Consider the following 20,929-nt stretch of genomic DNA (forward strand, 5'->3'; position numbering starts at 1 on the left):
ACGCTGATCAGCGATCCGGTGACCTCCGACCACCAGAGTCGGGTGCCGCCGCTCCCGGCGGGCGCGGCCGGGCTGCTCGCCGCGCTGGCCTGCGCCCTGCTCGGCACGGCCGTCGGCGCGCTCACCTCCTGGCCGCTGCTGCGCTCGCCCGGCCGGGCGGTCCCGGCGATGCTGCTCGCGGCCCTGCTGTCCGTGGTCGTCACGGGCTCCCCGGCGCAAGCGGCGGTCAGCGGACTGGTGACGGGATCGCAGTCGGGCGAGGTCCAGCTCCCCCTGCTCCCGCTCGGCGCCGCCGCCCTGCTGACCGCGGTGGCGATCGCCGTGGCCTGCGCCCTCACCTCTCGCCGGTCACCCTGAGCAGGCCGTGCGCTGGGCCTCCTGCCACTCGCAGACGGGGCAGAGGGTGATGCCCTTGTACGACTCCGGGTACTCCGTCGGCTCCCGGCACAGCACGCACTCCGCGTACGGCGGCTCGTCGGCCTTGGGCGGCCTGGTCGCGTCGATCAGGCAGTAGTCGTCCTCGCTCATACATCCAGCGTAAGAGCGTCAGCTGTCCGTCGTACGAGCGTCAGCGCGCCCGCCCGCGGCCCCGATCAGCTCGGACACCTTCACGAACCGGAAGCCCTTGCGGCGCAGCTCGGGGACGATCGTACGGAGGGCCCGTTCGGTCGTCGGGGCGGCGCTGGTCGTGCAGTGCAGCACGACCACCGAGCCCGGCCGTACGCCGTCCAGCACCTGCCGGGCCACCGCGTCCGCGTCGGTGGCGAAGGCGTCCCCGCCGACCACATCCCACTGCACGGCGGTGACCCCGGTCGCGCTCAGCGCCTTCAGGGCCCGGCCGTCGTAACAGCCGCCCGGGAAGCGGAAGTACGGCATCGGCTCCCGCACCCCGGCCTTGCGGAAGGCCGCGTACGCCTGCTCCACGTCCCTCCGCATCCGGTCCTCGGGGACGGTCGGCAGACCGTAGCAGTCGTCGGTGAAGGCGTAGTGGCTGTACGAGTGGTTCGCGACCTCGAAGAGCGGGTCCCGGCCGATGGCGCGGGCCTGGACCGGATACTCCTCGGCCCAGCGGCCCGTCATGAACACGGTGGCCGGCACCTTCAGCGCCCGGAGCGCCGCGATGAGCCGAGGATTGTCGAACCGCTCCCCGGCCGCCGCCCTCGCCCCCTGGTCCGCGGTCATATCGGCGTCGAAGGTGAGCGCGACGGTCTTGGCCCCGGTCCGCGGGCCGTTCTCGAAGACAGGGGTCAGGCCCGCGGGGCCGGGGGCAAGGGTCGGGGGCTGCGAGGGAGCGACGGTCCGTTTCGAGGGGGCGGGAGGGCGGTGTGGTTCCTCGGCCGTACCACAGGAGGCGAGGGTGGCGCTCAGGGCGCAGGCGATGGCTACACGTCGTACAAGTGTGATCACCGCACGAACGTAACTATGCGAGTAATGTGCTTTTTGTCTTTGGCGCCTGCTTACCGGGTGTCTCTCGCCGATTTCACCCGCCCGCCGATGATGAAGGCCGGGCTGCACAGCGCCCCGTCAGGGGCGCGGGGAACTGCGCGACCAGCCCCCACCGCCCCGCAGACGATCGACGACCTATCGCGGCACAGCCCGCGGAGCGATCGTCACCGCGAACGTCGTCCCCGGCGAGTAGCAGTTGACATACATCGTCCCGCCGTCGGGCGAAAAGGTGACGCCCGCGAACTCGCCCCACTCCGGCTCCTCGACCGTGCCGATGTTCTGCCGGTTGCGGGCCATCGCGTACACCTCCCCCCTCCGCGTGACCCCGAACACGTGCTGGGCGCCGCTGCCGTCCTCGCACACCATGAGCCCACCGCTCGGTGCGAGACAGATGTTGTCCGGTGACTCGCCGGGCAATTGGATGTCCGTGTCCGGGCCGAAGACGACCACCAGGGTGAGACGGCGTGCCGACGGGTCGTACCGCCAGACCTGCCCGTAGTGGTCGCCCGCAGAGCCCTCCGCACTTCGCGCGTACGACGACACGAAGTACACGGACCGCCCGCCCCAGTAGCAGCCCTCCAGCTTCTGCGCGTGCGTGATGCCCCGCGGGCCGAAGTCCTGGAGGCGGACGGGGGTCCGGGCCGCGAGCGGGTCCGGTACGTCGGCCCACTCGACGCCGTCGAAGCGGGCGCCGGTCTCCTGGACCGAGGAGAGGTCGGGGACGCCGGGCACGCGCATCGCCTGGAGGCGGCCGCCCGCGCGGAGTGAACCGGGGCCGCCGAGCGGCTTGTCGGGCAGGAAGCGGTAGAAGAGACCGAAGGGTCGCTCGAAGGCGTCCTCGGTCTCGTAGACGATGCCGCGACGGGGATCGACGGCGACCGCCTCGTGCTGGAAGCGGCCCATCGCGGTGAGTGGTACGGCCCCGCTGCGGCGGGGGTCGGCCGGGTCGACCTCGAAGACGAAGCCATGGTCCTTGGCGTAGCCGCCGGTGCTTGCCCGGTCCTCGGTCTCCTCACAGGTCAGCCAGGTGCCCCAAGGGGTGGGCCCGCCCGCGCAGTTGACGGCCGTACCGGCGATCGCGACCCGTTCGGACCGGACCCGGCCGTCGCTGTCCAGCGTCAGGGCCGTACAGCCGCCCTTGCCCGCGGGATCGTAGGTGAGGCCCTCGACCGGCGGGACGGGGATCTCGGCGTCGGCCCTGTTCTCGTGGTTGCGGACCAGGTGGACGCGACCGTGCCGGCCCGCGAAGGCGGCCATGCCGTCCGGGTGGGAGGGCACTTCGCCCTCGCCGGAGCGCAGTGGGGCGCCCTCGCGGGACAGGACGCGGTAGCGGAAGCCCTTCGGGAGATCGAGCAGGCCCTTCGGGTCGGGGACGAGCGGGCCGTAACCGGTGTGGCTCAGGTTCACCTGCGCGGAGGCGGTGCCCGCGAAGAGCTCGGTGAGGTTTCCGGCGAAGGCGATCGCGGCGACCGACGCGCCTGTTCGGGCGAGTATCTGACGGCGTGTCGTACGGCCGTTTTCGGACATGGGGCAACCTTCCTGCTGGCGGACAGGACTGTGACGCCGCCGTGTCTATCACTTGGTTACGGCCACGTGAACCACGCGCGTAGAACCCGTCATTGCTCCAGCGAGCGGTCGGCTGAGGGCTGCCGGTCGGAGGGAGCGGGTGGGATCTCGTCGGGGTGCTCGGGAGGGAGCTGGTCGAGGCTGTCGGGCGGGAACTGGTCGGAGGGGTCGGGAGCGAGCTGGCGCGAAGGGGCGGGCGGGATCTGGCCCGAGCTGTCCGGCGCGGGGCGGTCGTGGTGTTCCGGGTGCTTCTCCGCGCCCTTCTCCAGGAACCGCAGCAGCTCCACCGGGATGGGCAGCACCAGCGTGGAGTTCTTCTCCGCCGCCACCGCCATCACCGTCTGGAGGAGCCGCAGCTGGAGTGCGGAGGGTGTGTCGGCCATCTGCTGTGCGGCCTCGGCGAGCTTCTTGGAGGCCTGGAGTTCGGCGTCGGCGTTGATGACCCGGGCCCGACGCTCACGGTCCGCCTCCGCCTGCCGGGCCATGGAGCGCTTCATGGTGTCCGGCAGGGAGACGTCCTTGATCTCGACGCGGTCGATCTGCACGCCCCAGCCGATGGCCGGGCTGTCGATCATCAGCTCCAGGCCCTGGTTGAGCTTCTCGCGGTTGGAGAGCAGGTCGTCCAGGTCGCTCTTGCCGATGATCGAGCGCAGCGAGGTCTGGGCCATCTGCGAGACCGCGAAGCGGTAGTCCTCGACGTTGATGATCGCCGCCGCCGCGTCCACGACCTTGAAGTAGACGACCGCGTCCACCCGCACGGTCACGTTGTCGCGCGTGATGCCCTCCTGGGCGGGCACCGGCATCGTCACGATCTGCAGGTTCACTTTGTACAGCCGGTCCACGGCGGGGATGATCAGGGTGAAGCCCGGTGGTCGTACGGCGCCCCGCAGGCGCCCGAGCCGGAGGACCACCCCGCGCTCGTACTGCTTGACGACCCGCGCCGCCGCGGCGAGATACACCACCCCGGCGGTCCCGGTGGCGATGGCCGCGGTCAGCAACTCTTCCAGCATGATGACGACCCCTGTTCAGCCGTCCCTGCACCCTGCACCGTTCAAAAGCGGTATTGGCAACCTCTTCCAACGATATGCCCGAATAGGGCAACGGTAAGCCCGGCTGAAGCCCCGGTTCGGGGCTTCAGCCGGGCATCGCCGGACGTCGGGGAGTACTACCGCCGGGCCTCGGGTGCCGCCACGGCACCGTCGAGCCGTACCGGATCGGTGCCGGCCGCGCTGTGCCGCTCGGCCCAGTTCTCCAGCGCCGTACGGCAGGCGTGGTCCAGGTGGTGCAGCCCGGACAGGTTCAGCTCGACCGGACGGTCCTGGGGCAGGGACTCCAGGCTGTCGAGTATCTTCGGCAGCCGCAGGAAGGTCGCGTTGCCCGACAGATACGCCTGGACGGGCCCGGCTCCCTTGTCTATGACCTCGAGCTTGATGTGCGAGGCCTCCCAGGCGGTCTTGGCGATGGCCAGCGCGAGGCCGATGAGGACGCCCTCGAACATGCTGACCGCGACGATCGACACCGCCGTGATCACCAGGATCAGCGCCTCACCGCGATGCTCGCGCCACAGCGACACGATCTCCCGTACCGGGATGAGCTTGGCGCCGGCGTGCACCAGAATGCCCGCCAGGGCCGGGATCGGGATGTAGGCGAGGACGGCCGGCAGCAGGGCCGCGAACAGCAGCAGCCATACGCCGTGCATAACCCGGGACGCCTTCGTCCGCGCGCCCGCCTGGACGTTCGCCGCGCTGCGTACGATCACCGCGGTCATCGGCAGCGCGCCCAGCGCACCGCAGACGGTGTTGCCCGCGCCCTGGGCGAGCAGCTCCTTGTCGTACTCGGTGCGCGGACCGTCGTGCAGCCGGTCCACCGCCGCCGCGCTGAACAGCGACTCGGCGGACGCGATCAGCGTGAAGGCGACCACGGTGGCGAGCACGCCGACATTGGCGAGCTCACCGAAGGCGTCCAGGGACGGCGGCTGGATGGAACCCAGCAGCCCCTGTACCTCGACGGTGGCCACCGGCAGGCCGAAGACCACGGCGACCAGTGTCGCGAGGCCCACCGCGGCCAGCGGACCGGGCACCGTGCGCACCTGGCGCGGCATCCGCTTCCACAGCACCAGCACGGCGATCGTGCCCGCGCCGAGGCCCAGCGAGGCCAGTGCCCCGGTGTCCTGGACGGCGTCCGTGAGCGCCCCGGGCAGCCCCGCGATCTTCGCGAGCCCGGAGGCGGGCGCCTCGGCGTCCGCGACCGAGTACAGCTGTCCGGCGATCAGGACCAGCCCGATACCGGCCAGCATGCCCTCGACCACGGCGACCGAGATGGCCCGGAACCAGCGCCCCAGCTTCAGGGCGCCCATCAACATTTGGAGCAGGCCGGTGAGGAGCACGATCACACCGAGCACCGGCAGTCCGAACTCGCGCACCGCCTCGAAGACCAGCACGGTCAGCCCGGCGGCCGGGCCGGACACCTGAAGGCTGCTGCCGCGCATCAGCCCGGTGATGATGCCGCCCACGATGCCGGTGACGAGCCCGAGCTCGGCCGGCACACCGGAGGCGACGGCCACGCCCACGCACAGCGGGAGCGCGACCAGGAAGACGACGAGGGACGCGGCGAAGTCCTGCCGCAGATGAGGGAACTTGGTGAGGGTGGAGGGGTTCATGGGGGCGCTCACAGGGCCTTGAAGGTGTCGGTCTGCGGGCTGTGCGCCAGTACGGCGCCGGTGTGCACCTCGTAGTACCAGGCGTGCAGGGCGAGTTGGCCCTGGTCCAGCTTCTGGGTGATACAGGGGTAGGAGCGCAGCCGCAGCAGCTGCGCCAGGGCATGGCTCTGCACTCCCTCGGCCACGGTCGGATCGCCGGCCGCCCCCTGCGGACGCGGCGTCGCGGCGGCGAGCCAGTCGCGGACGGCGGGTACGGCGTCCAGATCGTCGCCGCGCACCAGTGCGCCGACCGCTCCGCAGTGGGAGTGGCCGCAGACGACTATGTCGCGGACGCCGAGCACCTCGACCGCGTACTCGATGGTGGCCGCCTCGCTGGTGGGGTGCTCGGAGGCGTACGGCGGGACGATGTTGCCCGCGGTGCGCAGCTCGAAGAGCTGGCCGGGGCGGGCGCCCGTGATCAGGGCCGGTACGACCCTGGAATCGGAACAGGTGATGAACAGGACCTCGGGCGACTGGCCTTCGGCGAGTCTGGCGAACTCCTCAGGGCGCTGTCCGAACGTGCGGGCGTTGTCGATGAGGGGCTGCATGATGTGGTGACTCCTCCTGGCGCGCGAAAGGCGCGTCGGACGTGCAAGACAGAGTGGTGGTGACTGCTCTGCTCTCTCTCAGCAGCGGAAGACCTGAAGTGCCGCCGGAGAGTGGGTCGTCGAGGATCTCGCCGTGCGACATTGCACGGCACGCGGCACCGTATGGTGCGCGGCTGTCGCGCCGGGGGCCACGAGCGGGCGCTCCTGCGCCCCGGGCCAGGTGACCGAGGAGCGGTTCCGCTCCCGGGTGTGCTGGGGACCGGTCGGGTCCCCGGAGCAGCCCACGTCGCGGACGGTGATGGCTCCGTCGCGCAGTGCCTTGGGTGACAGCTTGGATCCGGGCTGAGCCTTGGCCTCGACTTGACCGGCCGTGTGCGCGGATGCGAACGACGCGGAGGGAGCGAAGAACTGCAGGGCGAGCAGGACGGCGGCTAGGGCCGAAACTACGGTCCTGGTCGTCGTACCTCGCAACATCCGCCCCCCTCCAGGCAGTTCACGACTTATGCACACGCCAACACTTGGTCAATGGCTGGTCAAGAAACACGTTAACCCTGCAAAGTTGTTTGCAGGGTTAACTTAACGTTTCAGGCTGAAGAGAGCCTGAAACTCGTGGTCACTTGGCCTGAAATGCTTCTTGACCTGGGGGAGTTGCCGGGCTAATCGGCGTCGACGAGTCCCTTGGCGTCCCGGGCCAGCGCGGTGAGGCGGGAGATCGCCCGGAAGTACTTCTTGCGGTAGCCGCCGTTCAGCATCTCCTCACTGAACAGCTGGTCGAAGGGGAGCCCCGAGGCGAGCACGGGCACCTCGCGGTCGTACAGCCGGTCCGCGAGGACGACGAGCCGCAGTGCGGTCGACTGGTCCGGGATCGGCTGGACGTCGGTGAGGCACACCGCCCGGATTCCGTCGGTCAGCGCGCCGTACCGGCTGGGGTGGACGCGGGCGAGGTGCTCCAGCAGATGCGGGAAGTCGTCGAGCGAGGCGCCCTGCGTGGCGTATGCGGACTTGGTGACCTGCTCGTCGGAGAACGGCGCCGGCGCCTCGGGCAGCCCGCGGTGGCGGTAGTCCTCGCCGTCGATGCGCAGGGAGCGGAAATGCGCGGACAGGCCCTGGATCTCGCGCAGGAAGTCGGCCGCCGCGAACCGGCCCTCACCGAGCTTGCCCGGCAGCGTGTTCGAGGTGGCGGCGAGCGCGACGCCCGCGTCCACCAGCTTGCCGAGCAGCGTTGAGACCAGCACGGTGTCGCCGGGGTCGTCCAGCTCGAACTCGTCGATGCACAGCAGCCGGTGTCCGGACAGGGTCTGGACGGTCTTCTGGAAGCCGAGGGCGCCGACCAGGTTCGTCAGCTCCACGAACGTGCCGAACGCCTTGAGCGCGGGCTCGGCCGGGGTGGCGTGCCAGAGGGAGGCGAGCAGGTGGGTCTTGCCGACGCCGTAGCCGCCGTCGAGGTAGACGCCGCGGGGGCCGGCCGGGGTCTTCGGTGCCTTCGCCCTGCCGAAGCCGAAGAAGCCGCGCTTGGCGGTGGCGTGCGCGCCGCCGAGTCCGCCCGCGAAGGCCTCCAGGACCCGGACGGCCTCGGTCTGGCTGGGCTGGTTCGGGTCCGGGATGTACGTGCTGAAGCGGACCGAGTCGAAGCGGGGTGGGGGCACCATCTCGCCGACGAGGCGCTCCGCGGGGACGTGGGGCTCGCGGGCGCACAGAGAGACGGGGCTCACGTCGGATATCGGACCCGGCCCGGAGGCGGCGGTGGAGTTACGCACGTTTCCCAACTCTAAGTGCACCGCTTCCAGGCCGGTACTTCGTCTGCTGGTCCGTTGTGGCTGGTCGCGCCCACGCGGCGGAGCCGCATATTGATACAGCCCCGCGCCCCTTTGGGGCGCCTGACCTCCCCAGACCTGCTTGGCACCGTGCCACACTGCACGGCATGCGACGTCTGTTCCCTGTGACCTACGAAACAGCCCCGGACGCCCGTGAGTGGAGCCTCGACGAGCTGGCCGACGCGTATGCCTACCCGGAGCCGGGGCCTGGTGGGCGGGAGCCGTGGCTGCGGGCCAACATGGTGGGGACGCTCGATGGTGCCGCCCAGCACGGTGGCCGCTCGCAGCCCATTTCCAGTGCGACGGACATGCGGATCTTCGGCACGCTGCGGGCGCTGGCGGACGTGGTGGTGGTCGGGGCGGAAACGGTACGCCAGGAGGGGTACCGTCCGGCACGCGCGCGTGAGGAGTTCGCTCGGCGGCGTACGGAGGCCGGACAGGCGCCCGCGCCGGCGATCGCGGTGGTCACCGCGAGCATGGATCTGGACTTCTCGCTGCCGCTGTTCACCTCGCCCACGGTGCCGACCCTGATCCTGACGGGCGCCGCCGCGGCCCCCGACCGGATCGCGACCGCGGAGAAGGCGGGCGCCCAGGTGGTGATCGCCGGGGACGGGGTCGGAGTCGACCCGGCCCGTGCCGTACGGGCCCTCGGCGACCTCGGGCACACCCGGCTGCTGACCGAGGGCGGCCCGCGCCTGCTCGGCCAGCTGGTGGCGGCCGAGGTGCTCGACGAACTGTGTCTGACCGTGTCCCCGATGCTCACCGCGGGAGACGCGCAGCGGATCGCGGGCGGGCCGACGGTCGCGGTGCCGCGCCGATTCGCACTGGTGTCCCTGTTGGAGGAGGACGGGTTCCTCTTCAGCAGGTACGGGCGGGCTTGAGCGCGCTGGTCGGGTAATCGGCGGAATCTACCGTTCCGTTTAGCTCCCGGCGGGCACACTAAATCTCGCAGTCCCCGTGCGATCGCGGGGCAGGATGGTTTCCGCAAGGGCCCGGCCAAGGCCCACGGAGGAGAAGGACGCCTGTCGTGTTCACAAGCGTATTGATGATCGAGAAGGCCCTGACATCCGCCGACGTGGAGTTCGTCACCACCTTGCACGGGGACGAGCCGGTCTCCTTCCACGTCCTGCTCCAGCCGCGCGGCGACCAGGCCGACCGGCTGCTGCGGGCCATCGACGACATCGCACTCGGCGAGATCGACGAGGCGGCTCGCGAACTGGAGAGCCCGGAGGGCAAGGACGCCGCCGCCCTCGGCGAGCAGGCCCTGGAGGTGTCCCTCGCGGCTCTGCGCGGCTCCGGCAGCGAGGCGGAGGGCCGGCTCATCGAGGGCCACGCACTGGACGCGCTCAGGGCCCTGGTCGAGGAGACCGGGGCGGACGAGGTCATCGTGCTGACCGACCCCCACTACGTGGAGGAGTTCTTCCACCGGGACTGGGCCTCGCGGGCCCGGCACAAGGTGGGGGTGCCGGTGCTGAAGCTGTTCTCCCACAGCAAGGCATAGGCTGACCCCTCGATACGTGTCGCATCACTTGGGGAGAAGCACTCATGGCACCCGGCCTTCCTACCGCCATGGACCGACCGCACTTCATCGGCATCGGCGGGGCCGGGATGTCGGGGATCGCGAAGATCCTGGCGCAGCGGGGCGCGAAGGTGGCGGGCAGTGATGCGAAGGAGTCCGCCACCGCCGAGGCGTTGCGCGCGCTGGGCGTGACCGTGCACATCGGGCACGCCACGGAGCACCTCGCCGACGACGCCAGCTGTGTCGTGGTGTCGTCGGCGATCCGCGAGGACAACCCGGAGCTGGCCCGCGCGGCCGAGCTGGGCATCCCGGTGGTGCACCGCTCCGACGCCCTCGCGGCCCTGATGGAGGGCCTGCGTCCGATTGCCGTCGCGGGCACCCACGGCAAGACCACGACCACGTCGATGCTGGCCGTGTCGCTGTCCGAGCTGGGCCTCAAGCCCTCGTACGCCATCGGCGGCGACCTGGACGCCCCCGGCTCCAACGCCCTGCACGGCGACGGGGAGATCTTCGTCGCCGAGGCGGATGAAAGCGACCGCAGCTTCCACAAGTACGCGCCCGAGGTCGCCATCGTCCTCAACGTGGAGCTCGACCACCACGCCAACTATGCGTCGATGGACGAGATCTACGAGTCCTTCGAGACCTTCGCGGGCCGGATCGTGCCCGGCGGCACGCTGGTGATCGCCGCGGACCAGGACGGCGCGCGCGAGCTGGCCCGGCGGATCGAGGGCGTCCGCGTGGTGACGTACGGCGAATCGCCGGAAGCGGACGTACGGATCCTGGCGGTGCGGGCCCAGGGGCTGAAGAGCGAGGTGACGGTCCTGCTGGACGGCACGGAGCTCACCTTCACGGTGTCCGTCCCCGGCCGGCACTACGCCCACAACGCGGTCGCCGCGCTGGCCGCCGGCGTGGCGCTGGGCGTCCCCGCCGCGGAGCTGGCGCCCGCGCTGGCCGCGTACACCGGCGTCAAGCGCCGTCTGCAGCTCAAGGGCGAGGTGGCGGGCGTCCAGGTCATCGACTCCTACGCGCACCACCCGACGGAGATGACGGCCGACCTGGAGGCGATGCGCTCGGCGGCCGGTGACGCGCGGATCCTGGTGGTCTTCCAGCCGCACCTGTTCTCCCGCACCCAGGAGCTGGGCAAGGAGATGGGCCAGTCCCTGTCCCTCGCGGACGCCTCCGTCGTCCTGGACATCTACCCGGCCCGCGAGGACCCGATCCCGGGTGTCACCAGCGCGCTGATCATCGAGGCGGCGCGGGCGGCGGGCGCGGACGTCACCGCGGTCCACGACAAGGCCGAGGTGCCGTCGGTGATCGCGGGAATGGCCAAGGCGGGCGATCTCGTTCTCACCATGGGCGCGGGCGATGTGACCGACCTGGGCCCGCTGATCCTGGACCGTCTGTCGCAGTGAGGGGCTGACACCCATGTCGTACGACGTCGAGAAGCCGGACGAGCAGTGGCGCGCGGAGCTGACGCCGGGCGAGTACGCGGTGCTGCGCCAGGCCGCCACGGAGCCCGCCTTCACCGGTGAGTACACCGACACCAAGACCAAGGGCATCTACTCCTGCCGTGCCTGCGGCGCCGACCTGTTCACCTCGGACGCGAAGTTCGAGTCCCACTGCGGCTGGCCGAGCTTCTTCGACGCCCGCGACTCCGACGCGGTGGAGCTGATCGAGGACCGTTCGCACGGGATGGTGCGGACGGAGGTGCGGTGCGCCCGCTGCGGTTCGCACCTTGGGCATCTGTTCGAGGGCGAGGGGTATCCCACGCCCACCGACCAGCGGTACTGCATCAACAGCATCGCGGTGCGGCTGGCGCCCGACGAGGGCTGAGCCGCGTCTCAGGGGCCGACGCGTTCCTGGAGTACGGCGCGTTCGGCGGGGTTGGCGGTCAGGTCGAGAGCGAGGCGGTCCGCGGTGCGGGCCTCGTCGGGGTGTCCGAGCGCGCGCAGGAGGTCGGCGCGGGTGGCGTGGAACAGGTAGTAGCGGTCGAGTTCCGTGGCGAGGCCGTCCACGTCCGCCAGTGCGGCCTCCGCCCCGCGCGTGTAGCGGAGGGCCACGGCCCGGTGGAGCCGGGTGACCGGGGACGGGGCGAGGTGCAGCAGCATGTCGTACAGCAGCACGATCTGCTCCCAGTCGGTGTCCTCCCAGCGTGCGGCCTCCGCGTGGCAGGCGACGATGGCGGCCTGGAGCTGGTACGGCCCCGGGCGCTGCCGCTTGATGGCGCGGGTCAGCAGGGCCGTGGCCGCCGTGATCGCCTCGTGGTCCCATAGGGCGCGGTCCTGGTCCTGCAGCCGTACCAGTGTTCCCCCGGGGGTGAAGCGGGCGGCCGTGCGGGCGCGGTGCAGCCGGATCAGCGTCAGCAGCCCGGCCACCTCGGGCTCGGTCGGCATCAGCCGGTGCAGCAGGGCGGCCAGCCACTCGGCGTCGTCGGCGAGGTCGTGCGACTGGGCCTGCTCGGCGGTGGAGAGGTAGCCCTCGTTGAAGAGCAGGTAGATGACCGCCAGGACTTGGGAGAGGCGGTCGGCCAGTTCCTCGTCGGCGGGGACGCGATACGGAATGCCGGCCTTGGTGATCTTCTGCTTGGCGCGGGTGATGCGCTGAGCCACAGTGGACTCCCGCACCAGAAAGGCACGGGCGATCTGCGCGGTGGTCAGCCCGCACACCACCCGCAGCGTGAGGGCGATCTGCGCCTCCTGCGTCAGCGCCGGGTGGCAGCAGGTGAAGACCAGCCGTAGCCGTTCGTCGGGTTCCGGCTTTGTCTCCGGTGGCCAGCGCAACTGCTCCAGCTTGCGCCGGTAGTTCTCCTGGCGGCGGAGCAGATCGAGGCCGCGTCGCCGGGCCACCGTGAACAGCCAGGCGTCGGGCCGCTCGGGGATTCCCTCCTCCGGCCAGTGCTTCAGTGCGACCAGCACGGCGTCCTGCACCAGGTCTTCCGCGGCGGAGAAGTCGCCGGTCACCTGGATCAGCGACGCGGCGAGCCGGCCCGCGTGCTCCCGGACCACGCGGGCCAGCCGGTCGTGCGACTCGGCCGTTTCGTACGGCGATGAGGTCACGTGGTGCTCACTCCATCGGGACGGTTTCCACCGGGCGGATCTCGACCACCGGGCAGCCGGGCCAGGTTCGCACCATGCGCAATGCCTCGTCGAGGTCGGCGACGTCGATCTCGGTGTAGCCGCTGACGACCTCCTTGCCCTCGACGAACGGCCCGTCGACCACGACCGGCTCCCCGGCCCCCAGCCGCACGGTCGTCGCCGTCTCCGCCTCCCGCAGCTTCTGCCCGCCCGTGATCTTCCCGGCATGGGCGGCGAACCACTCGTTGACCCGCTCGAACGCCCGTCCCCGCTCGGCCGGGCCCATCGCCTCCAGCTCCCGGGCGAACTCCTCGGTCTCGACGAACAACAGCACGTACTTCATGCGCCGCCTCCCTGTCCCATCATGGCGGCCATCCGCCGCTCCATCTCCTGAGGCGCCACGTCCTCCACACGCGTGGCCACGGTCCACCAGTGCCCGTACGGATCCACGACGGATCCGTCCCGGTCCCCGTAGAACTGATCCTCCGGCGCCCGCTTCAGCGTCGCCCCCAACTCCACGGCACGGGCAATGACCGCGTCCACGTCCTCGACGTAGAGGAACAGGAAGGCGGGGCTGCCGGGCAGGCCGCCGGCGGGCGGGGCCTCGGTGCCCGTGAACGGCGAGGGGTCCTCGACGATGACGACCGAGTCCCCGATCTCGATCTCGGCGTGCACGATGGTCCCGCCCGGTCCCGGGAACCTCACCCGCTCGGTGGCTCCGAACACCTCGCCGTAGAACTCGAGCGCCTTGGCGGCACCCTGGACGACCAGGCACGGTGTGATCCGGCGGTAGGCGTCGGGGATCGGCTTCGGGGCGGTTGTCGGTGACATGGCCCGTCTCCTTCTCTGCTTCGTGGTAGCGGGACCGGACGGCCCTGCTACCAAGAAGACGATCGGCGGGCCGGCGGATACGACAGCCACACCGGCGGATTCCCGAAAGTCACCTGCCGTGGCCGGTTGTGTTTCCGTTTGCCGAATTTCCCGTGAACCGATCGGGCGCTTCCTAGGGGTGCCCGAATTGTCTTCGCGTTCTCTCCGCGCGCTCTCCACCCGGCCTGTTCCAGCCGGGATGAGGTGGACATGTAAAGTTTACAAAGCGCTGAGGAACGGTCGGGCGTGTTTCGAGAGCATGAGACATGAGTGAACTGGTCAGCGCTCTGCCGGATTCCCGGCACCGACCTGTGTTTCTGTCACCCGGCCCACGGTGCGGCTGAATGGGATTAGCCCGATTTTTCGGCTCTTGATGCCATCGGTCGGCGCTGGCCGAATGTGATACGGCGCTATGCCGAAAGCCGCGCCCTTGTTGACCGGCCGGTAATTTCTGGTGTTGGCTTCCGCATGGTTTTCGACGACCGATTCCGTCGGCATTCCCACCCCCCACCGTGCAGTCTCACCGATTATTCGGGAGCATCATGACGTCTGCTGTGCGCGCCGAGGACATGATCATCGGAGTCACCCCGTTCGGTGAACCCGACGCCCGTCTGGTCGCGGCGGTCAGCCGCGCCGGCGGGCTCGGGATCCTGGACCTGGGTGCCGGCGACCGAAGAACAAGAGCGGCGCTGGCGCGCATACGACGCCTCAGGCCCGGTCCGTACGGAGTCCGGGTCGGCGCGCGATGCCGACTCCGGCCCGAGGAAGTTAAGGAAGTTCTGGACGACGGTCCCGGCACCGTCGTCCTCTCCGTGGACGCGGCCTGGCCAATCGCCGAAGTCGCCTCCGGTGTCCGGGTGTTGGCCGAGGTCACCGATCTGGAGCAGGCGCGGGAGGCGGTGCATGCCGGGGCGCACGGGCTGATCGCCCGCGGATCCGAAAGCGGCGGCCGGACAGGGGAGTTGAGCACCTTCGTGCTCCTCCAGCAGCTGCTGTCAGGCATCGACCTTCCTGTGTGGGCCTGTGGTGGCATCGGGCCCCGGACCGCCGCTGCCGCCGTCGCGGGCGGCGCCGCCGGAGTCGTACTCGACAGCCAACTGGCCCTGCTGGCCGAGTCGGAGCTGCCGGAGCCGGCCGCCGCCGCGCTGCGGTCGATGGACGGCTCCGAGACGGTCGTGCTCGGCGGTCACCGGGTGCTGCGGCGCCGCGGACCGGACGCCCCGGACGTGCCGGACGACGACACGGTGGCGGACCTGCTCGGCGCGCAGGATCTGCGCAGGCAGGTGCTGCCGGTGGGGCAGGACGGGTTCCTGGCCGCACGGTTCGCCGAACGGTGGGGTGACGCGGGGCGGGTGGTGCGCGCGCTCACCGACGCCGTACGGGAAGCGGTGCGCGACGACACGGCCGCACGGGCGCTGCGGGACGGGTCGCCCATGGGCCGGGCCCTCGGTACCCGGAGGCCGGTCGCGCAAGGGCCGATGACCCGGGTGAGCGACCGGGCGCGGTTCGCGGCGGCCGTGGCCGGGGACGGTGCCCTGCCGTTCATCGCGCTCGCCCTCGCGAACGGGGAGCAGACTCGGGCGATGCTGGAGGAGACCAGGGACGCCGTGGCCGGACGGCCCTGGGGTGTCGGTGTGCTCGGGTTCGCGCCGGAGGAGACGCGGAACGCCCAGCTGGAGGTCGTACGAGAGCTGCGGCCTACGCACGCCATCATCGCGGGCGGGCGGCCCTCGCAGGCCGAGGCGCTGGAGCGGGAGGGGATCAGCACCTTCCTGCATGTGCCCTCGCCGGGGTTGCTGCGGCAGTTCCTGCAGGCCGGGGCGCGCAGGTTCGTCTTCGAGGGGTCCGAGTGCGGCGGTCATGTCGGGCCGCGGGCGAGCTTTCCCCTCTGGGAGGCCCAACTCGCCGTCATCGAGGACCACTTGGCGGACGCCGAGGACGGCTCCGACATCGAGGTGTTCTTCGCGGGCGGCGTCCATGACGAGCGGTCGGCCGCGATGGTCGCCGCGCTCGCCGCGCCACTGACCGCGCGCGGCGCGGCCGTGGGCGTCCTGATGGGCACCGCCTACCTGTTCACCGAGGAAGCCGTCGACTGCGGGGCCATCCAGCCGCTCTTCCAGCGGCAGGTCGTCGCCGCGACCGCCACCGCCCTGCTGGAGACGGCGCCCGGACACGCCACCCGCTGCGTGCCGAGCCCGTTCAGCCACGACTACCGCGAGCGCGAGGCCGAGCTGCGTGCCGAGGGCGTGCCCGACCGGCGGATCTGGGAGGAGCTGGAGCGGCTGAACGTCGGACGGTTGCGGATCGCCAGCAAGGGCGTCGACCGGGACGGCTCCGGTGAGTTGACGGCCGTAGACGAGCAACGGCAGCTCACCGACGGGATGTTCATGGCCGGGGAAGTGGCGGTGCTGCGCTCGGCCACCACCACCATCGGCGCCCTGCACCGGTCGGTGTCCGAAGGCGCGGCAGACTTCCTCGACGAACTGGCGCGAGAGCTGCGTGCGCGGTTGAGCGTCGAGGCCGTGGGGGAGCCCTCTACCCCCGCGCCGCTTGACATCGCTGTCGTCGGCATGGCCTGCATGTTCCCCGAGGCCCCCGACCTCGCAACCTTCTGGGCGAACATCCTGGGCGGGCGCGACGCCGTCACGGAGGTCCCGCCCGAGCGCTGGGACCCGGCCGTGCACTACGGCCCCGACGGCGCCAGCACATCCAAATGGGGCGGCTTCCTGCCGCGCATCCCCTTCGACCCCCTGCGCTACGGCATCCCGCCCACGTCCCTCGGCACCATCGAGCCCGTGCAGCTGCTGGCCCTCGAGGCCGCCCGGCGGGCGCTGGAGGACGCCGGATACGGCGAGCGCGGGCCGGCGTTCGAGCGGGCGCGAACCTCCGTCGTCTTCGGCGCGGAGGCGGGCAGCGACCTGTCCAACGCGACCACGCTGAGGGCCGTACTGCCCTCTTACTACGGCACGATCCCCGACGGCATCGAGCAGCAGCTCCCGCAGCTCACCGAGGACTCCTTCCCCGGCATGCTGGCGAACGTCATCTCCGGCCGCATCGCCAACCGGCTCGACCTCGGCGGCGCCAACTACACCGTCGACGCGGCCTGCGCGTCCTCGTTGGCCGCCCTCGACGTCGCCTGCAAGGAACTCGTCGGCGGGACCAGCGACGTGGTGCTGTGCGGCGGCGCCGATCTGCACAACGGCATCAACGACTACGTCCTCTTCTCGTCCGTGCACGCCCTGTCCCCGACGGGCCGGTCCCGCGCCTTCGACAGCTCCGCGGACGGCATCGCCCTCGGTGAGGGCGTCGCCTGCGTGGTGCTGAAACGGCTCGCGGACGCCGAGCGGGACGGGGACCGGATCTACGGCGTCATCAAGGGAGTGGGGAGTTCGAGCGACGGCCGTTCGCTGGGGCTCACCGCACCGCGCCCCGAGGGGCAGCGCGCCGCCCTGCAGCGGGCCTACCGCAACGCGGGAATCTCGCCCGCCGACGTCGACCTGGTCGAGGCGCACGGCACCGGTACGGTCGTCGGCGACCGTACCGAACTCACCATCCTCAGCGAGGTGTTCAGCGAGGCCGGGGCGGAAGCGGGCGGGTGTGCGCTCGGGTCGGTCAAGTCGCAGATCGGGCACACGAAGTGCGCCGCGGGACTCGCCGGGCTGATCAAGACGGTGCTGGCACTGCACCACGGCGTCAAGCCGCCGACGCTGCACGTCCAGCGGCCCAACTCCGGGTGGCGCGAGGACAGCAGCCCGTTCGTGTTCCACGCGGAGGCACGTCCCTGGGCGGCTCCGGCAGGGGAACGCCTCGCCGGAGTCAGCGCGTTCGGGTTCGGCGGCACCAACTTCCATGCGGTGCTGGGCGCTTACGGCGATGCCGTGCCGTCGGCGCAGGGGCTCGACGCGTGGCCCGCGGAGCTGTTCACGTTCCGGGGGAAGGACTTCGCGGGGGCGCGGCGGGCCGTCGAGGAGGTGCTGAAGGTCGCCGAGTCCGTGGCGGCGGAGAGCGGGTGGCCGTGGCGGCTGCGCGATCTGGCGTTGAGCGCGGCGCGGCGGTCTGATGCCGGGCACGATCCGGTGCGGATAGCGGTCGTCGCGGCGGATGTGGCCGGACTGGTGGGGCAGTTGCGGAGGGCGCTGGCCGGGGAGCACGATCCGGGGGCCGGGATTCATCTGACCGGACGCGAAGCCGAGGGCAAAGTCGCCTTCCTCTTCCCCGGCCAGGGCAGCCAGCGCCCCGGGATGCTCGCCGACGTCTTCATCGCGTTCCCCGAACTCCAGCATCACCTTGAACTCGGCCGCCCCTACGCCGACTTGCTGTACCCGCCCACCGCCTTCGACGACACCGAGCGAGAGCGTCAGCACGCCCGCCTCACCGACACCCGCGTCGCCCAGCCCGCCCTCGGCATCGTCGGTCTCGCCGCCCACGAGCTGCTCACCAAGGCCGGGATACGGCCCGACATGGCCGCCGGACACAGCTACGGCGAACTGGTCGCCCTCTGCGCGGCGGGCGCCCTCGACCCGGAGACGCTCCTGACGCTGAGCACCGAGCGGGCGGAGGCGATCCTCGACGCGGCCGGGGCGGACCCCGGGACGATGGCGGCGGTGGCGGCCGGTGCCGAGGACATAGAGCGGGTGCTCGACGCATCGGCCGGGGTCGTCGTCGCCAACCACAACTCACCCGGCCAGACGGTGATCTCGGGACCCACGACGGCGGTCGAGGAGGCCGTACGACAGCTGCGCGCGGCCGGTATCGGGGCCAAGCGAATCCCCGTGGCCTGCGCCTTCCACAGCCCGCTGGTGGCGGGCGCCGGTGAGCGGTTCGCGGGGGCACTCGCTCAACAGGCCGTGCGTGCACCCGAGTTCCCCGTGTGGGCCAACCGCACCGGCCGCCCCTACAGCGACGACGCTGATGCCGTACGGGCCGAACTGGCCGCCCAGATCGGCGCACCCGTGGCCTTCGTCGCGCAGATCGAGGCGATGTACGAGGCAGGCGCGCGCGTCTTCGTCGAGGCGGGCCCGGGGTCCGTGCTCACCCGGCTGGTCGGGCAGATCCTCGGCGACCGCCCGCACCGCACCGTCGCCTGCGAGCCCCGCGCCGGCAGCGGACTGCGCGGCTGGCTCGACGCACTCGCCCAACTCGCCGTCGCCGGGCAGCCGGTACGCACCGCATGGCTGCTGCGGGGCCGGGATGCCGTAGACGCCGTCCGCACCCCCGCGCCGAAGCGGCCCGGCTGGACGGTCGACGGCCACCTGGTCCGCACCGCCGCCGGAGAACTCCTCCCCGGTGCCCTCGCACCGGCCCGACGCGTCGTGGAGACGACTGTGACGACCAACCACACGAACGGCACCCCGGCCCCCTCGGACAAGGACGCCCTGATCTCCGAGTACCTGCGCACCAGCCGCGAGATGGTGGCGGCCCAGCGGGACGTGCTGCTGACGTACTTCGGCGGGGCCGCGGCGGCAGGGCAGTGGGTTCCGGCACAGCAGCCGGTTCAGCTTCCTGTGGAGCAACCCGTTCAACTTGCCCTGGAACAACCGGTCTTGCAGCAGGCGCCGCAGCCTGAAGCCGCCTCTGAGGAAACAGAAGCAGAGACGGACGTCCTCTCCGTCGTGCTCGAGATCATCAGCGAGCGCACCGGCTACCCCATGGACATGATCGAGCCCGACCTCGACCTGGAGGCCGACCTCAGCATCGACTCCATCAAGCGCGCCGAGATCGCCGGTGAGCTGGCCAAGCGCCTGGGCGCGGGCGGTGGCGCCGACCTCGCCGGGCTCGACGACGCCGAGCTGGAGGAGCTGGCGAAGGCGCGTACGGCGGCGTCGGTCACCGAGTGGCTCGCGGGGCGGATGTCCCCGGTGGAGCAGCAGCCCGAGCCGGTCGTGGTGGCGGAGCCCGGCCCCGACCCCGAGCCGGTGACCGGTGAGGCGCCGAAGCGGTTCGTGCTACGGCCCGTCCTGCTGGAGTCGGCCGCCGCGGACCCGGCCGACGTACTCACCGGGCGGCGGTTCATGGTCCTCGGCGAGGACGAGACCGCCGATGCCGCCCGGGAAATCGCGGCCCGGCTCGCCTCGCACGGCGCCGAGACCGTGACCCTCGGCCGAGAGCACCTGCTCACCGAGGCCGACGGCCGGGTGGACGGCGTGCTGTACCTCGACGCCCTCGCCACCGCCGCCCCGCCCGTGCTGCCGGACGCCTTCCCCGTCCTGAGGGCCGCCCTGGGCCGCGCCCCGCGCCACCTGATCGCCGTACGTCCCGCCGCCCCGAGTCCGCGGTCGGCCGGTCTGCACGGCCTCTTCCGCACCATCGCCCGCGAGTACCCGGAGATCGTCGCTCGGGTCGTCGACCTGGACGACACGACTCCCGCCGCCGTCGCCGACGCGCTGCTCGCCGAGCTGCTGGCGCCGGAACCGGCCGCCCCGGTCGTCCTGCGCACCGCATCCGGCCGCCACGGGCTGGAGTTGGTGGAGACACCGCTCGGCACCCTCGGTACGACCGGTGCCGGACCCGCCGGGGACGGGGCCGCCGAGGCCGCCGCGCTCGGTCTCGACCGGGACTCGGTCGTGCTGCTGGTGGGCGGCGCCCGCGGGATCACCGCCAAGTTCGCCGTCTCGCTCGCCGCCGCCTCCCGCTGCCGTATCGAACTGCTCGGCCGCACCCCTGCACCGGACGGACCCGAGGACCCGGCGACCGCCGCCGCTCCCGACCGGGCCGCTCTGCGCGCGGCGTTCGCCGCCCGCGGTGGCCTGACGCCCGCCGAGATCAACCGTGAGACCGAACTCCTGCTCGCCCAGCGGGAGATCACCGCCACGCTCGACGAACTCGCCGCGCTCGGCAGCCGGGCCCGCTACCACTCCGTCGACTTCCGGGAGCCGGACGCCGCACTCCAGGCGGTGAAGGAGATCCACGCCGAGTACGGCAGCCTCGACGGGATCGTCTACGCGGCCGGGGTGATCGAGGACAAGGTGATCGCCGAGAAGACCACCGAGTCGTTCGAGCGGGTCTACGGCACCAAGACCGTGGGCGCCGAGACGCTGCTGACGGCGCTGGAGGAACTGCCGGGCGGGCCCGCCTTCGCGGTGCTGTTCGGGAGCATCTCCGCCGTCCTCGGCAACCGGGGCCAGTCGGACTACGCGGCCGCCAACGACGCCCTGGAGAGCCTGGGTTCGGCGTGGGCCGCGCGCACCGGACGCCGGGCGCTGACCGTGCACTGGGGACCGTGGGCGCCGACCGGCGCACACACCGGCATGGTCAGTCCGGAGCTGGGCCGCGAGTACGCCCGGCGCGGGATCAAGCTGATCGACCCCGAGGAGGGGACCGCGGCGCTGCTGCGCGAACTCGCCTGGGGCGACGAGTCGGCCCGCGCGGTCGTCTACACCTCGTCGGGCTGGTGA

16 protein-coding genes and 1 pseudogene are annotated in these 20,929 nt (G+C 71.5%); 6 read left to right on the forward strand and 11 right to left on the reverse strand.

The window, feature by feature from the left end; all coding sequences use genetic code 11:
- Positions 1–357, forward strand: a pseudogene (locus tag AB0I98_RS41555) (ABC transporter); the annotation flags it as partial.
- On the opposite strand, the gene AB0I98_RS41560 reads toward AB0I98_RS41555, so the two are convergent.
- The 7 genes from AB0I98_RS41560 to zapE all read right to left on the reverse strand — a co-directional run bounded on the left by AB0I98_RS41560 (position 349) and on the right by zapE (position 8,015).
- A complete protein-coding gene (locus AB0I98_RS41560) occupies positions 349–528 on the reverse strand; it encodes a hypothetical protein (protein ID WP_362951027.1) in 180 nt (59 codons plus the stop codon). The pseudogene AB0I98_RS41555 and the gene AB0I98_RS41560 sit on opposite strands and share 9 nt — an antisense overlap.
- Before the next feature lie 18 nt (positions 529–546).
- Complete coding sequence (locus tag AB0I98_RS41565; protein WP_362951029.1) at positions 547–1,407, reverse strand: polysaccharide deacetylase family protein; 861 nt, start codon at positions 1,405–1,407, stop codon at positions 547–549.
- Positions 1,408–1,581: 174 nt separating this feature from the next.
- A complete protein-coding gene (locus AB0I98_RS41570; RefSeq protein WP_362951031.1) occupies positions 1,582–2,973 on the reverse strand; it encodes an alkaline phosphatase PhoX in 1,392 nt (463 codons plus the stop codon).
- Between the two features lie 89 nt (positions 2,974–3,062).
- A complete protein-coding gene (locus AB0I98_RS41575; protein WP_362951033.1) occupies positions 3,063–4,022 on the reverse strand; it encodes a slipin family protein in 960 nt (319 codons plus the stop codon).
- A gap of 155 nt (positions 4,023–4,177) precedes the next feature.
- Positions 4,178–5,671 carry a SulP family inorganic anion transporter gene (locus AB0I98_RS41580; RefSeq protein ID WP_362951035.1) on the reverse strand — a complete coding sequence of 498 codons (1,494 nt, stop codon included), beginning with the start codon at positions 5,669–5,671 and terminating at the stop codon, positions 4,178–4,180.
- Positions 5,672–5,679: 8 nt separating this feature from the next.
- Complete coding sequence (locus AB0I98_RS41585) at positions 5,680–6,258, reverse strand: carbonic anhydrase (RefSeq protein ID WP_362951036.1); 579 nt, start codon at positions 6,256–6,258, stop codon at positions 5,680–5,682.
- Between the two features lie 656 nt (positions 6,259–6,914).
- Positions 6,915–8,015, reverse strand: a complete 1,101-nt coding sequence (gene zapE / locus AB0I98_RS41590; RefSeq protein ID WP_362951037.1) for a cell division protein ZapE — start codon at positions 8,013–8,015, stop codon at positions 6,915–6,917.
- Positions 8,016–8,179: 164 nt separating this feature from the next.
- Here zapE and AB0I98_RS41595 point away from each other — a divergent pair, with 164 nt between their 5' ends.
- The 4 genes from AB0I98_RS41595 (at position 8,180) to msrB (ending at position 11,424) form a co-directional block, all read left to right on the forward strand.
- Positions 8,180–8,953 (forward strand): pyrimidine reductase family protein, encoded by a 774-nt coding sequence (locus AB0I98_RS41595; RefSeq protein ID WP_362951039.1) that lies wholly within the window; start codon positions 8,180–8,182, stop codon positions 8,951–8,953.
- Between the two features lie 146 nt (positions 8,954–9,099).
- Complete coding sequence (locus AB0I98_RS41600) at positions 9,100–9,573, forward strand: indole-3-glycerol phosphate synthase (protein ID WP_328354568.1); 474 nt, start codon at positions 9,100–9,102, stop codon at positions 9,571–9,573.
- 44 nt (positions 9,574–9,617) lie between these two features.
- Complete coding sequence (murC, locus tag AB0I98_RS41605; protein ID WP_362951041.1) at positions 9,618–11,003, forward strand: UDP-N-acetylmuramate--L-alanine ligase; 1,386 nt, start codon at positions 9,618–9,620, stop codon at positions 11,001–11,003.
- Between the two features lie 13 nt (positions 11,004–11,016).
- A complete protein-coding gene (gene msrB, locus AB0I98_RS41610; protein ID WP_210580823.1) occupies positions 11,017–11,424 on the forward strand; it encodes a peptide-methionine (R)-S-oxide reductase MsrB in 408 nt (135 codons plus the stop codon).
- Between the two features lie 8 nt (positions 11,425–11,432).
- Here the strand turns inward: msrB and AB0I98_RS41615 are convergent, their stop codons facing one another.
- The 4 genes from AB0I98_RS41615 to AB0I98_RS41630 all read right to left on the reverse strand — a co-directional run bounded on the left by AB0I98_RS41615 (position 11,433) and on the right by AB0I98_RS41630 (position 14,033).
- Positions 11,433–12,647 (reverse strand): sigma-70 family RNA polymerase sigma factor, encoded by a 1,215-nt coding sequence (locus AB0I98_RS41615; protein WP_362951043.1) that lies wholly within the window; start codon positions 12,645–12,647, stop codon positions 11,433–11,435.
- Between the two features lie 7 nt (positions 12,648–12,654).
- The gene (locus AB0I98_RS41620; RefSeq protein WP_362951045.1) at positions 12,655–13,008 is read right to left on the reverse strand and encodes a YciI family protein; all 354 of its coding nucleotides are present in this window, start codon (positions 13,006–13,008) and stop codon (positions 12,655–12,657) included.
- A complete protein-coding gene (locus tag AB0I98_RS41625) occupies positions 13,005–13,496 on the reverse strand; it encodes a VOC family protein (protein WP_362951047.1) in 492 nt (163 codons plus the stop codon). The genes AB0I98_RS41620 and AB0I98_RS41625 overlap by 4 nt, the downstream gene beginning before the upstream one ends.
- A 318-nt stretch (positions 13,497–13,814) precedes the next feature.
- Positions 13,815–14,033, reverse strand: coding sequence for a hypothetical protein (locus AB0I98_RS41630; protein ID WP_362951048.1), 219 nt, complete (start codon positions 14,031–14,033; stop codon positions 13,815–13,817).
- Between the two features lie 44 nt (positions 14,034–14,077).
- Between AB0I98_RS41630 and AB0I98_RS41635 the strand changes: the two genes are divergently transcribed.
- Entirely contained in the window at positions 14,078–20,929 is a 6,852-nt protein-coding gene (locus tag AB0I98_RS41635) for an SDR family NAD(P)-dependent oxidoreductase (RefSeq protein WP_362951049.1), read from the forward strand.

Source organism: Streptomyces sp. NPDC050211 (genome assembly GCF_040656035.1).
In the GTDB taxonomy this organism is placed as follows: Bacteria; Actinomycetota; Actinomycetes; order Streptomycetales; family Streptomycetaceae; genus Streptomyces.

Excerpts from the sequence above, each read along its gene's own strand:
- msrB (WP_210580823.1), top strand. The coding sequence starts at position 11,017 with ATGTCGTACGACGTCGAGAAGCCGGACGAGCAGTGGCGCGCGGAGCTG.
- AB0I98_RS41585 (WP_362951036.1), bottom strand. The coding sequence starts at position 6,258 with ATGCAGCCCCTCATCGACAACGCCCGCACGTTCGGACAGCGCCCTGAG.
- AB0I98_RS41635 (WP_362951049.1), top strand. The coding sequence starts at position 14,078 with ATGACGTCTGCTGTGCGCGCCGAGGACATGATCATCGGAGTCACCCCG.
- AB0I98_RS41630 (WP_362951048.1), bottom strand. The coding sequence starts at position 14,033 with ATGCCGACGGAATCGGTCGTCGAAAACCATGCGGAAGCCAACACCAGA.
- murC (WP_362951041.1), top strand. The coding sequence starts at position 9,618 with ATGGCACCCGGCCTTCCTACCGCCATGGACCGACCGCACTTCATCGGC.
- AB0I98_RS41595 (WP_362951039.1), top strand. The coding sequence starts at position 8,180 with ATGCGACGTCTGTTCCCTGTGACCTACGAAACAGCCCCGGACGCCCGT.
- AB0I98_RS41625 (WP_362951047.1), bottom strand. The coding sequence starts at position 13,496 with ATGTCACCGACAACCGCCCCGAAGCCGATCCCCGACGCCTACCGCCGG.
- AB0I98_RS41575 (WP_362951033.1), bottom strand. The coding sequence starts at position 4,022 with ATGCTGGAAGAGTTGCTGACCGCGGCCATCGCCACCGGGACCGCCGGG.
- AB0I98_RS41570 (WP_362951031.1), bottom strand. The coding sequence starts at position 2,973 with ATGTCCGAAAACGGCCGTACGACACGCCGTCAGATACTCGCCCGAACA.
- AB0I98_RS41560 (WP_362951027.1), bottom strand. The coding sequence starts at position 528 with ATGAGCGAGGACGACTACTGCCTGATCGACGCGACCAGGCCGCCCAAG.
- AB0I98_RS41620 (WP_362951045.1), bottom strand. The coding sequence starts at position 13,008 with ATGAAGTACGTGCTGTTGTTCGTCGAGACCGAGGAGTTCGCCCGGGAG.
- AB0I98_RS41580 (WP_362951035.1), bottom strand. The coding sequence starts at position 5,671 with ATGAACCCCTCCACCCTCACCAAGTTCCCTCATCTGCGGCAGGACTTC.